Consider the following 11,326-nt stretch of genomic DNA (forward strand, 5'->3'; position numbering starts at 1 on the left):
ATCTAAAGTCACTTTTGTGGAGTCTTTGGCTTTAAGAATAGTAAGTTCACTTTCTTTAGTAAAAGCAACTTCGGTTTGCTTAATTACTTTTTTATCTTTTTTACAGCCTATAGAAACTATGGTTAAGGATAGCGTTAAAAAGAAAAAAAAGCGCTTTAAAAACATATTATCTTACCACATTTTTCGATTTGAAAACAAACATAAAATACAACCCAATCAGAACAAAAGGAATACTTAACCATTGCCCAGTATTTAATTCAAACCAATTAATATATTCTTCACCTTGAGGCTCTTTAGTGAACTCTATAAAGAAACGAATGGTCCAAAGTAGAATTAAAAACAAACCGAATAAAAACCCAGGTTGATCCTTTTTAGTAGTTTTAGAATAGAAATACCATAAAATTAAAAATACAAAAATATAGCAAAACGATTCATACAATTGCGACGGATGTCTGTATGGCACAGCATCTAATAAATTTTGAAATTGCGGATTATCAGTTACCGCGTGATAAGCTTTTTGAACATCTTTAATGCCAGTAAGTTGTACAATTTCTCTTTTGTAATATTGGTCTTGTATAAAACGAACCCCTAGATTAGAATCTGTTATTTTTCCAATTATTTCGGAATTAATAAAATTTCCTATTCTAATAAATACAGCTCCAGAAGCTACTGTTATTACAACACGATCTAAAATCCAAAGGACCGATTTATATTTATATTTTCTTCTATATAAATACATGCCAATTATAATTCCAATAGCTGCGCCATGACTTGCAAGTCCTTGAAAACCTGTAAATTCAAATCCGCCTTTAAATTTAAAAGGCAAAAAGATGCTAAAAAAATCTTCAGAAATTAATTCAGATTGATAAAACAAAACATGGCCTAATCTTGCGCCAAGCATGGTTGCTATAACCGTGTAAATAAATAATGGATCTAAATAATCTAAAGACACTTTCTCTTTAGTAAAAATACGTTTCATTATATACCAACCTATTATAAAGGCAAATACCCACATTAAGCTATAAAAGTGGATCTTGAAGTTTCCAACAATGTCAATTCCTGTTATCGGGTTCCAATCAAATTTTAATGCGTGCATAGGTTTTGTTTTTCAGCGTAAATATAAAGTTTTATAGTAGCTTTAATGTTAAAATTTATTTAAGAAGTTCCAATACCTCAACTTCAAAAATAATATTTGATTTCCCTGGGATACCTCTTGTTCCTGCTTCTCCATAGGCTAAATGATATGGAATAAACAAAGTAGCTTTATCGCCAACGTTTAATTGTTGCAGCCCTTCTTTAAACCCAGAAATCATTTTTGCATCTGGACCAACATCAGCATTTATAGGTTGGTATCGGTTTGCGGCTTTACGTTTTTCGTTAACAGCATCAAGCTTTTTAGCGGTTTCTAAACTGCTGGTTTCTAGTAGTTTTCCGTCTTCAAAATAAACAGCGTAATGCACTAAAGCTTCCGAGGTTTCAGTTATTGGCTCGCCAGTTCCTTTTTCTGAAACAAAATATTGTAATCCAGAATCTAGGGTTATTGCTTTTGCTTTTTGCTTTTCAAATTTATTTTGAGTGGCTTTTAAAATTGCAACAGCTTTGGTCTTTTTTTCTTTTTCTTGACGTTCTATTGCTTTAAAATGATTTTCAAAAACCTTTGGTGCATCAAATTGTTTGGCCGCTTTGCCTTTTCTAACAATATTTAATTCCTCTAAAACAACATCTTCAATTGGCTTATCGCTGTTGTCGGTTTTTACATTCGATATGGAATCTTGAATATTCAAACCTAAAACTAATTCACCAAACACATTGTATTTATTGTCAAGATGAGATTTTGGGACTTCCGTAATAAAAAATTGACTACCATTCGTATTAGGACCAGAATTAGCCATGGAAAGAATTCCAGGTCGGTCATGTTTTAAATCTGGATGAAACTCACCGTTGAATTTATAACCCGGATCACCTTGTCCCGTACCTAAAGGGTCGCCACCTTGTATCATAAATTGATCCTTAACACGATGGAAAATAGTACCGTTATAGAATGGCTTCTTTTTGTATTTTTCGCTTACCATGGTGTTTGTACCTTCTGCTAAAGACACAAAATTTGCCACGGTTATTGGTGCTTTTTCTTGTTCTAATTTGGCAACCATAACACCTTTGCTGGTTATGAATTCTGCATATAAACCATCCTCAAGTTCAGGATATTGCACCTTACAAGACGTTAGGTTTACTACAAGTGTAAGTAGTAAAACTTTAATAAAATTTTTAAATAGCATGTTAGTTAGTTTGATTTAGGGTAATTGAATTTACAGTAACTTCACAAATTAAAGGTGTGTTTCGCCCAATTTTGTTTTCGTCTCCATAATAGCCATAAGCTTTCTGAGAAGGGAATAGGAAGGTAGCCGTTTCGCCAGCTTTCATAAGTTTTAAACCCTCACGAAGTCCTGTAAATAGCTCTTCTTTATCCATGGCGTAGGTTTGCGTTTTTAATTCTTCGGTAGAATAAATAACGTTACCATTAAGCGATTTAATATTGTAGTTATAGTTGATAATATCGCCAAAATTTGGTGTTTGTAGTGTGTCTATTTCGGTTTTATTATTGTAATAATACCAAAAACCACTTTCAGAGGCGATATAATCATTCTTATTTAGTTTCATTATTTTTTCAATGGACGCTTGTTCTTTGGCGTTAAGCTTTTTATTACGCTCTACAGAGGCATCAATGAAAGAACCAGATTTTACAGAAATTGGTCGTCTAGCTTCAGGAGTTTTACAGCTAAAAACTAGCAAAACTAGGGCTAAGGTTAGTAATTTATTCATCATTTAGGGCTTTATTGTAACTAGGCAATATACTAATAAATTTTTCAACCGTTTTTTCTAATGATAAATGGCTTTTGCCACCTGCCGCATTTATATGCCCGCCACCTTCAAAATGCGCTCTAGACATTTCGTTTACCGAAAAGTTTCCTTTAGAGCGTAATGAAATTTTAATAATACCTTCATTTCTATCTTCAATAAAAATAGCAGCAAGCACAACACCATCTAACGATAATCCGTAATTAACAACACCTTCAGTATCGCCTTTTTTATAATCATACTTCTGGAGCTCTTCTTGAGAAAGCGTAATATATGCCGTTCTCGATTCTGGAACCACTTTTAAATTGGTTAACGCACAGCCTAATAATTGTAATCGTTTATAACTATTAGAGTCATAAACATTATTATGAATTTCGGTATTGTCCGCGCCTTTTTCAATAAGTTTTGCTATGATAGTATGGGTTTTGCTGGTAGTGGATCGAAACCTAAACGAGCCAGTATCTGTCATTATGCCAACATACAAACTAGTGGCAATATCACTATCAATTATATCAGCGTCTCCTAATAGGTCAATAAAATTAAAAACCATTTCGCAAGTCGAACTCATGCTCACATCACTATAAGTATATTTAGCATAGTCGTCAGGTGCTTGGTGGTGGTCAATCATTATTTTCATGGCTTTACTTTCAGCCAAAACCTTTTCCATATTACCTGTTCTATGTAAAGCATTAAAATCTAAAGTGAAAATGATATCGGCATCTTTAAGTAAATCATCACAAGTATCGGTTTGCGAATCATGTTTCAAAATAGTGTCGCTTCCTGGTATCCATTTCAAAAACGAAGGATAATCATTAGGAACAATAACTTGCACCTGATGCTGGCCCTTTGTTAAATAATGATAGAGGCCTAAAGATGATCCAATAGCGTCACCATCTGGGTTTTTATGTGGCACAATAACAATTTTTTTCTTAGAAGATAAAAGTTGTTTTATGCTTGAAATGTCTTGTTTGTTCATAGCTGACGAAGATACGAATTTTTTAAAATGAACGGATTTAATCATGTGTAATTGAAGTGAAAAATATAGGCTTTTTGATTTATTGGAGTTTTTTTTGAAAAGCACAAATCGGCATCGAAATTTTAAAAAAAGTAAAAAATTAGTTAAAAGTGCATTTTGTAGCTAATTTGAATCAGTTCAAATAGAATTATTGCAATTTCATAGAAATATATTACTTTTGCACGCACATAAAAAAAAGATAATGGCAACAAATAGAACATTTACAATGCTTAAGCCAGATGCTGTTGAAAAAGGACACATTGGCGCAATTTTAGAAAAAATTTCAGCTTCAGGATTTAGAATTGTAGCAATGAAACTAACCCAAATGACAACTACTGATGCGCAAGAATTTTACGCAATTCATAGTGAGCGTCCGTTTTACGCAGATTTAGTAGAATACATGACGCGTGGACCAATTGTAGCAGCAATTTTAGAAAAAGAAAATGCAGTTGACGATTTTAGAACCTTAATTGGAGCAACCAATCCTGATGATGCTGCCGAAGGAACTATTAGAAAAATGTTTGCAGATTCTATTAGTGAAAACGCAGTACACGGAAGTGATAGCGATGATAATGCTGCTATTGAAAGTGCATTTCATTTCTCAGGAAGAGAGCAGTTTTAAGTAGAATTCAATTTTATATAAAATAAAAAACCCCACAACAAAGTTGTGGGGTTTTTGTTTTAAAAAGTACTGTATGTTTTACTAAACTACTTTTACGTTTACGGCGTTTAAGCCTTTTCTACCTTCTTCTAGATCGAACTCTACGATATCGCCTTCGCGAATTTCATCGATTAATCCAGAAATGTGAACAAAATGTTCGGTGTTTGAACCTTCTTCTGTTATAAATCCGAATCCTTTAGAATCGTTGAAGAATTTTACTGTTCCTTTACTCATTGTAATATGTATTAAATTATTAATTACTTAGTGTATTGCAAATGGCATGCCAAAAAAAGCAATCTGTCTGAAAAAGTGGTCAATACTTGTAAAACTGAGCGAAGTCGAAGTTTTAATGTTTTGAAAACCTAAGCATTTCGACTGCGTTCAATGTCACAACTAAATTCTATAGTTTGTTTTATTTTTTAAGAAAGTCTAATGCAAAAAAAAAGCCTATCAAAAAAATGATAGACTCTTATTTGTAATTGTTATATAGTATATCCTTAGATTACTTTTACGTTTACTGCGTTTAATCCTTTTTTACCTTCTTGTAAATCGAATTCAACAGCATCACCTTCACGAATTTCATCGATTAATCCAGAAATGTGTACAAAATGTTCTTTGTTGTTGTCATCTTCAGTTATGAATCCAAATCCTTTAGAATCATTGAAAAATTTTACGGTACCTTTACTCATTGTATTTGTATTATAATAATTAATATTCTGCAAATATACTGCAATTTTGTTAAAAAACATTAAAAACAAAAAAAGCCTATCAAAAAAAATGATAGGCTCTTACTTGTAATTGTGAAATAGTATATCGTTTAGACTACTTTTACGTTTACGGCGTTTAATCCTTTTCTACCTTCTTGTAGATCGAATTCTACAACATCACCTTCACGAATTTCATCGATTAATCCTGAAATGTGTACGAAATGTTCTTTGTTGTTGTCTTCTTCAACGATAAATCCAAATCCTTTAGAATCATTGAAAAATTTTACGGTACCTTTACTCATTGTATTTGTATTAAAAAATTTAAGTTACAAATGTAATATAAAAAATAATAAAGTGTAGCTTTTTGTTAAAAAAAATATAGGTAGGTAAAAACTGTAATTATCTTAAAACCAGTTTTTTAATAATCACTTTGCCCAGTTCTTCGTTAAGCATGTCAATTATTTTCGCTTTCCCATAACTTAATTCCTCTCTTAAAACGCTGGAACTTAGTTGCACATATAAAGTATCGCGCTCTAAATTTACAGCCGTAGTGTAGTTGTTAACGCCATTACCCATAAGGCTTGCCCAAGCATCAGCCACATTCACTTTGTTTAAACCCTTTTCAAGCTTATTGGTTTCAACAAACTCTTTTAAAGCGTCGCTAATACTAAGGTTTTCGTTGTTGCGTTTTGCCATGGTTATTTTGAGCGTGTTATAAAAAGTTATTTGTTTTGTAAAAGTATTAAAAATATTTGGGCGTTACCACAAGGGTCGGGCTTTTCGTTCCAAGTCCTCACACCTCCTTCGTCGGGCTGTTGGCTTTCCACTTCAATCCCTAACGCAGGCGTGTTTGCTAGCTTGTTTTTTTTAATATAACTTGTCTTGTTTTTGGTTTTTACCACAGTTCTTGAATAGTTGCGTATTTACATGGAAGGATTTTGAGCAGAAAAATAGGACCTAATAAACGTGCAACAATCTTTATTTAATACTAAAACTAAGTAATTATTTTATACATTGTTTGGCACTATATTTTTTTTACCTATTAGTTTATGCTCTATAATTAGCCATAAATAATTAAAAAAGACAGACCATCCACTTAATTCAGGGTTAGTTTTTTTTCCTTGTCCTATTAATTTTATCTGTGATTCATACCATATTATATTCATCATTCCATCAATTGCTTTAACTCCTGTTTTTTTAATTTTTGTAGAAAAATCAGCTCGACTTTCGTTAAATATTTCATTCCCAATATTAGGGAACACAGCAAAAGGTCTGGCAATTCCAATAATATCTAATTGATTAGAAGCAATGGCATCTCGCATTACTGAAGTAGTTCGAAATCCTCCTGTTAACATTAAAGGAGTATTTGTTATTTTTCTTATTTTATCAATATAATCGATAAAATAAGCTTCTCTTTTTATTGTGCTCTCTTTGCGTTTTCCCATCATTGCTGGAGCTTCATAAGTTCCTCCTGATATTTCTATTAAATCAATTCCTTCCTTTGAAAGGATTTTGACAACTTCCATGGATTCTTCTTCTGAAAATCCGCCTTTTTGAAAGTCTGTAGAGTTTAATTTAATTCCCACAGGAAAATTATTTCCTACGCGTTCTCTAATTTTTCTATAAACTTCAACGACAAATCTGGATCTATTTTCTAAGGTTCCTCCCCATTTATCTTTTCTAATATTTGTATAAGGCGATAAAAATTGACTAACTAAATAACCATGTGCACCATGAATCTGAATTCCTGAAAAGCCTGCTTCTTTTAATATTATAGATGTATTGGCAAAAGCATCAATAATTTCTAGAATCTCACTTTCACTTAAAACATCAGGTACTTTTTTTGTTGTTTTTTTTCTTCCACCAGTTTTTAGAGGTACAGCAGAAGGAGCTTTTAAACTACGGTTAATTTGTTCCATAGCTTGTCTACCAGGATGGTTTATCTGAGCCCATAAATGCGTATTTGTGCCTTTTACACTTTCGGCCCATTCTTTAAGAATATTAATATTTTTTCTATTTTGAACAACTACATTTCTTGGTTCTCCAATTGCCTCTGAATCAATCATAATGTTTCCAGTAATCAATAATCCTGCACCACTTTGAGCCCATGTTTTATATGCATTTATCAGAATAGGTGTTGGCTCATGATGTTTGTTAGATAAATTTTCACTCATTGCTGATTTAGCAATTCTATTACTTAGGATTACTCCATTTGGTAAAATCATTTCTTCTTGTAATACATTCATAGGATTAGTTGCAAAAGTGTTTTAAATAAAATTCAATTTATTATAGTATGCTCTAATTTACAATTCGCCCTTGCCTGGCGTGTTTTCGGATATGAAATCGTTACAATGATATATATTCAATGTTACCTGCCTGTCGGCAGACAGGAACGAAATTAACTGAAATTTTTTATAAAATCAAGCAGTATGGAGTGAAAATAATCGTGAAATAGTACCTAAAAAGAACGTCATAACCTAAAAATCTCATACGATTGATGCACCTGTTTTACGGCATTTTCAGTTCGTTCAGCATGTGTGTCACTAATAAAAAGCTGCCCGAAATTTTCATCATCAACCAATTTAATAATTTGCGCCACACGTTGTTCGTCTAACTTATCAAAAATATCATCAAGTAATAAAATAGGATTCACACCACTTTGCGCTTTTATAAAATCGAACTGTGCTAACTTTAAAGCAATCAAGAAGGATTTTTGTTGACCTTGGCTGCCAAATTTCTTAATAGGATGCCCTTCAATATTAAAATGTAAATCGTCTTTATGAATACCAACACTTGTGTATTGCAGCGCTTTATCTTTATTTACCGATGCTTTTAAAAGGGTGTTTAAATCGTCTTCAAACAAATCACTACTATAAACCAAATCGACTAATTCATTACCGTTACTAATAACCTCGTATCTCGATTTAAAAATAGGAATGAATTCTTTTAAAAAAGCATCACGTTTTTCAAAAAGTTTCGTTCCGTAATCTGTAAGTTGCGTGTTATAAACCTCTAAAGTATCCTTGTTAAAAGTGTGGTTAAGTGCAAAATACTTCAATAAAGCATTCCGCTGAGCCAATATTTTGTTATAGTTTATTAAATGATTCAAATAATTTTTATCACTTTGCGAAATCACAGAGTCAATAAATTTTCTTCGTGTGGTGCTGCCTTCAATAATTAAATCCCTATCAGCTGGCGATATAATCACCAATGGTAAAAATCCAATATGCTCGCTAAATTTCTCGTAAGCTTTACCGTTGCGTTTTATAATTTTTTTTTGTCCGCGTTTTAAACTAATCGCTACTTTTTCAGTTTTTTCATCCTTATTATAATCACCATTAATCACAAAAAACTCTTCTTCGTGTTTAATATTCTGCGTTGCAACAGGGTTGAAATAGCTTTTTCCGAAGGATAAATGATAAATAGCATCAAGCACATTTGTTTTTCCAATACCATTATTACCAACAATACAATTTATTTTATCGTTGAAAATGAACGATTTACTATCGAAATTCTTGTAATTGAGTAAGGAAAGTGATTTTAAAATCATATGAAATTCAACTTTAAGAGCATTTTCGGGTTAAACTCTTGAAAAGAAGTGCAAATTATTGAAAAATATCAAATAAATACCCTTTTAGTTATGAAGAAAAATTATATTTTTGCGCGACAATAATTTTAGATAGCATATAATGGCAACTTATAAGAAAAGAGGATATAAACCAAAAACAGAAGTAGAGAAACAACAGAATATTGAAGAAGGTTCTACTACTGCGGAGGTGTTTAACACACTTGATGAAACAGCTTCTAAAACAGAAGATTTTGTAGCAAAAAACCAGAAATATATTTTTATTATAATTGGTCTTGTTGCAGTTGTGGTTTTAGGGTCTTTAGCATATAAAGAATATATTGCAAAGCCAAAACAGCAAGCCGCCATGAATGATATGTTTCAAGCGCAAAAATACTTTGACCAAGCTGTAACTGGAACCTCTAAAGATTCACTTTATACCTTAGCGTTAAATGGTGGTGAAGGTAAATTTGGTATGCTTGATATTATTGAGGAGTACAGCGGTACACCTTCTGCTAATTTAGCTAGTTATTATGCTGGTACTGCGTATTTAAGATTGAAAGATTATAAAAATGCAGTTGAGCATTTAAGTGATTTTAAAAGTGACGATGAGATTTTAGCACCTTTAGCAAAAGGAAATATTGGTGATGCCTTTGTGCAATTAAACCAAAACGAAGATGCTTTAGGCTATTACGAGCAAGCTGCTGAAATGCGTAATAACGAATTTACAACGCCAATGTATTTATTTAAAGCAGGAACAATTGCTTTGGATTTAGGAAAAGCAGATAAGGCATTAGCCTATTTTGAAAGAATAAAAAATGATTATGCAAACTCTACGGAAGCATCCCAAGTGGATGTTTTTATAGGAAAAGCACAGGTTTTAGCAAACAAATAATAGCTACTATTTATGGCTACGGCAAATAAAAATTTATCAGATTACGATAAAGCATCAATCCCAAACGCGAATAAATATCGGTTTGGGATTGTTGTTTCTGAGTGGAATGATAATATCACAGAAGGTTTATACAAAGGCGCTTATAATGCATTAATTGAAAATGGTGTATTGCCTAATAATATTATCCGTTGGAATGTGCCAGGAAGTTTTGAGCTAATTTACGGTTGTAAAAAAATGCAAGAGCAAATGGTGAATGCTGTTATTGCTATTGGTAGTGTTATTCAAGGAGAAACGAAGCATTTCGATTTTGTTTGCGAAGGCGTAACTCAAGGTATTAAAGACTTGAACGTAATACATGAAACACCAGTAATTTTTTGTGTACTAACAGATAATACGATGCAACAAGGTATTGATCGATCTGGTGGCAAACATGGTAATAAAGGAACTGAAGCTGCTATTGCCGCAATAAAAATGGCTGAACTTAGAAAAAACAGTTAAGCAGTTTTTCCAATTCCCATTATAAAAAAACAAATTCCAAAAGTATTTTCTTAAACTTCTTTGCTTTGTTTGGGATTTAGTATTTTTTTTTGGAAATTCCCCTAAAGGATTTCTTAACATTTTTTGGCACTTAAACTTTCACTTTCTGCCTACTTTTAAGTATTTTTGGAAAGACGAGAAATACTAGATTTTGTTTCAACAACGAAAAAATAAAACATTTAATTATAAATCCAGATTTTCAAAAGAAAGTCAAGCAGACTCTAGTTTAGATAAAGATTCTGATACCAAAGATTTTGTTTCTAAATGGAAGCAAAGTACCGCCTCAAAAGTAAAAACAAGAGGCGCCATGTCAATGAAGGTTTTAGTATTGATTTTGGTATTATTATTGATTTGTATGTATTTACTAGAAAAGAAATACATGTAAAACTGTACTAATAAAAAACTTAGAAATCATGGGAATTTTAAAACTTCGCAAAAACAAAAAATATAGTTACACACCTCGTACTTACGATGATAATGGTGAAGGTAGCCCTTTTGAAATTAAACATAAGTTTGATGAATTTAGAAAAACTGTTGGGCCAAGTAAAGGCCTGAAAGGTAAATTTAATGATGCTTTTGACGATTTAAAAAGTAATCCAAACAAAGAGGTAAACAGACGTATTTTAATTATTGTAGCCGTGCTTGTTTTAGTGTTTTTGTTTATCATCGATTTCGATTTATCTATATTCTTACCTAAATAATATATGGCAGACATTATACAGCTTTTACCCGATCATGTTGCAAATCAAATTGCAGCAGGCGAAGTTGTACAACGTCCTGCTTCTGTAGTTAAAGAGCTTCTTGAAAATGCCATTGATGCAGGAGCAAATACTATAAAACTTATTATAAAAGATGCTGGAAAAACCCTTGTTCAAGTGATTGACAATGGTAATGGCATGAGTACCACCGACGCCAGATTGAGTTTTGAGCGTCATGCAACATCCAAAATTAGAAGTGCTGAAGATTTATTTCAATTACATACCAAAGGTTTTCGTGGTGAAGCTTTGGCAAGTATTGCGGCTATTGCACATGTGGAGCTAAAAACGAAACAAGATCTTGATGATGTTGGTAATAGTATAGTAATTGAAGG

The 11,326-nt window shown here is 32.2% G+C and carries 16 protein-coding genes; 6 read left to right on the forward strand and 10 right to left on the reverse strand.

What is annotated here, in order from left to right; translation table 11 throughout:
* Nucleotides 1–166: 166 nt before the first annotated feature.
* Genes lgt through WBN21_RS01910 form a run of 4 tightly spaced genes read right to left on the reverse strand, consistent with a single transcriptional unit; the run spans nt 167 to nt 3,832 of the window.
* Nucleotides 167–1,096, reverse strand: coding sequence for a prolipoprotein diacylglyceryl transferase (gene lgt / locus WBN21_RS01895; RefSeq protein WP_424197617.1), 930 nt, complete (start codon nt 1,094–1,096; stop codon nt 167–169).
* Nucleotides 1,097–1,151: 55 nt separating this feature from the next.
* The gene (locus WBN21_RS01900; RefSeq protein WP_424197618.1) at nt 1,152–2,276 is read right to left on the reverse strand and encodes a peptidylprolyl isomerase; all 1,125 of its coding nucleotides are present in this window, start codon (nt 2,274–2,276) and stop codon (nt 1,152–1,154) included.
* Nucleotide 2,277: 1 nt separating this feature from the next.
* Entirely contained in the window at nt 2,278–2,820 is a 543-nt protein-coding gene (gene gldI, locus WBN21_RS01905) for a gliding motility-associated peptidyl-prolyl isomerase GldI (RefSeq protein WP_424197619.1), read from the reverse strand.
* Nucleotides 2,813–3,832, reverse strand: a complete 1,020-nt coding sequence (locus WBN21_RS01910) for a DHH family phosphoesterase (RefSeq protein WP_424197620.1) — start codon at nt 3,830–3,832, stop codon at nt 2,813–2,815. Before WBN21_RS01910 ends, gldI begins: the two co-directional genes overlap by 8 nt.
* Nucleotides 3,833–4,073: 241 nt before the next feature.
* Between WBN21_RS01910 and WBN21_RS01915 the strand changes: the two genes are divergently transcribed.
* Nucleotides 4,074–4,493 carry a nucleoside-diphosphate kinase gene (locus WBN21_RS01915; RefSeq protein WP_424197621.1) on the forward strand — a complete coding sequence of 140 codons (420 nt, stop codon included), beginning with the start codon at nt 4,074–4,076 and terminating at the stop codon, nt 4,491–4,493.
* 81 nt (nt 4,494–4,574) lie between these two features.
* Here the strand turns inward: WBN21_RS01915 and WBN21_RS01920 are convergent, their stop codons facing one another.
* The 6 genes from WBN21_RS01920 to recF form a co-directional block, all read right to left on the reverse strand.
* Nucleotides 4,575–4,766 carry a cold-shock protein gene (locus WBN21_RS01920; protein ID WP_339894435.1) on the reverse strand — a complete coding sequence of 64 codons (192 nt, stop codon included), beginning with the start codon at nt 4,764–4,766 and terminating at the stop codon, nt 4,575–4,577.
* 263 nt (nt 4,767–5,029) lie between these two features.
* On the reverse strand, nt 5,030–5,221 hold the full coding sequence (locus tag WBN21_RS01925) for a cold-shock protein (protein WP_072402704.1): 192 nt from the start codon (nt 5,219–5,221) through the stop codon (nt 5,030–5,032).
* A 128-nt stretch (nt 5,222–5,349) separates the two neighbouring features.
* A complete protein-coding gene (locus tag WBN21_RS01930; RefSeq protein ID WP_067150460.1) occupies nt 5,350–5,541 on the reverse strand; it encodes a cold-shock protein in 192 nt (63 codons plus the stop codon).
* Nucleotides 5,542–5,638: 97 nt separating this feature from the next.
* Nucleotides 5,639–5,935, reverse strand: coding sequence for a DUF721 domain-containing protein (locus WBN21_RS01935; protein ID WP_424197622.1), 297 nt, complete (start codon nt 5,933–5,935; stop codon nt 5,639–5,641).
* 311 nt (nt 5,936–6,246) lie between these two features.
* Complete coding sequence (locus tag WBN21_RS01940) at nt 6,247–7,485, reverse strand: NADH:flavin oxidoreductase/NADH oxidase family protein (RefSeq protein WP_424197623.1); 1,239 nt, start codon at nt 7,483–7,485, stop codon at nt 6,247–6,249.
* 224 nt (nt 7,486–7,709) lie between these two features.
* Nucleotides 7,710–8,789, reverse strand: a complete 1,080-nt coding sequence (recF, locus tag WBN21_RS01945; protein WP_424197624.1) for a DNA replication/repair protein RecF — start codon at nt 8,787–8,789, stop codon at nt 7,710–7,712.
* A 139-nt stretch (nt 8,790–8,928) separates the two neighbouring features.
* On the opposite strand from recF, the gene WBN21_RS01950 reads away from it, so the two are divergent.
* From WBN21_RS01950 to mutL, 5 genes are all read left to right on the forward strand, one after another.
* A complete protein-coding gene (locus WBN21_RS01950) occupies nt 8,929–9,699 on the forward strand; it encodes a tetratricopeptide repeat protein (RefSeq protein WP_424197625.1) in 771 nt (256 codons plus the stop codon).
* 12 nt (nt 9,700–9,711) lie between these two features.
* Nucleotides 9,712–10,197: a 6,7-dimethyl-8-ribityllumazine synthase gene (ribH, locus tag WBN21_RS01955; protein WP_424197626.1), complete on the forward strand. Its 486-nt coding sequence runs from the start codon at nt 9,712–9,714 to the stop codon at nt 10,195–10,197.
* 190 nt (nt 10,198–10,387) lie between these two features.
* Entirely contained in the window at nt 10,388–10,621 is a 234-nt protein-coding gene (locus tag WBN21_RS01960; RefSeq protein ID WP_424197627.1) for a hypothetical protein, read from the forward strand.
* A 28-nt stretch (nt 10,622–10,649) separates the two neighbouring features.
* Nucleotides 10,650–10,937 (forward strand): riboflavin synthase subunit beta, encoded by a 288-nt coding sequence (locus WBN21_RS01965; RefSeq protein ID WP_424197628.1) that lies wholly within the window; start codon nt 10,650–10,652, stop codon nt 10,935–10,937.
* Nucleotides 10,938–10,940: 3 nt separating this feature from the next.
* The coding region (gene mutL / locus WBN21_RS01970; protein ID WP_424197629.1) for a DNA mismatch repair endonuclease MutL at nt 10,941–11,326 on the forward strand (386 nt) is incomplete at its 3' end.

The sequence above is a fragment of the Algibacter sp. genome, assembly GCF_049667265.1.
Taxonomy (GTDB): Bacteria; Bacteroidota; Bacteroidia; order Flavobacteriales; family Flavobacteriaceae; genus Algibacter_B.

Coding starts and splice junctions, on each gene's coding strand:
- recF (WP_424197624.1), bottom strand. CDS start 8,789: ATGATTTTAAAATCACTTTCCTTACTCAATTACAAGAATTTCGATAGT.
- WBN21_RS01915 (WP_424197621.1), top strand. CDS start 4,074: ATGGCAACAAATAGAACATTTACAATGCTTAAGCCAGATGCTGTTGAA.
- WBN21_RS01910 (WP_424197620.1), bottom strand. CDS start 3,832: ATGAACAAACAAGACATTTCAAGCATAAAACAACTTTTATCTTCTAAG.
- WBN21_RS01965 (WP_424197628.1), top strand. CDS start 10,650: ATGGGAATTTTAAAACTTCGCAAAAACAAAAAATATAGTTACACACCT.
- WBN21_RS01920 (WP_339894435.1), bottom strand. CDS start 4,766: ATGAGTAAAGGAACAGTAAAATTCTTCAACGATTCTAAAGGATTCGGA.
- WBN21_RS01940 (WP_424197623.1), bottom strand. CDS start 7,485: ATGAATGTATTACAAGAAGAAATGATTTTACCAAATGGAGTAATCCTA.
- gldI (WP_424197619.1), bottom strand. CDS start 2,820: ATGAATAAATTACTAACCTTAGCCCTAGTTTTGCTAGTTTTTAGCTGT.
- ribH (WP_424197626.1), top strand. CDS start 9,712: ATGGCTACGGCAAATAAAAATTTATCAGATTACGATAAAGCATCAATC.
- lgt (WP_424197617.1), bottom strand. CDS start 1,096: ATGCACGCATTAAAATTTGATTGGAACCCGATAACAGGAATTGACATT.
- WBN21_RS01925 (WP_072402704.1), bottom strand. CDS start 5,221: ATGAGTAAAGGTACCGTAAAATTTTTCAATGATTCTAAAGGATTTGGA.
- WBN21_RS01930 (WP_067150460.1), bottom strand. CDS start 5,541: ATGAGTAAAGGTACCGTAAAATTTTTCAATGATTCTAAAGGATTTGGA.
- WBN21_RS01900 (WP_424197618.1), bottom strand. CDS start 2,276: ATGCTATTTAAAAATTTTATTAAAGTTTTACTACTTACACTTGTAGTA.
- WBN21_RS01935 (WP_424197622.1), bottom strand. CDS start 5,935: ATGGCAAAACGCAACAACGAAAACCTTAGTATTAGCGACGCTTTAAAA.
- WBN21_RS01950 (WP_424197625.1), top strand. CDS start 8,929: ATGGCAACTTATAAGAAAAGAGGATATAAACCAAAAACAGAAGTAGAG.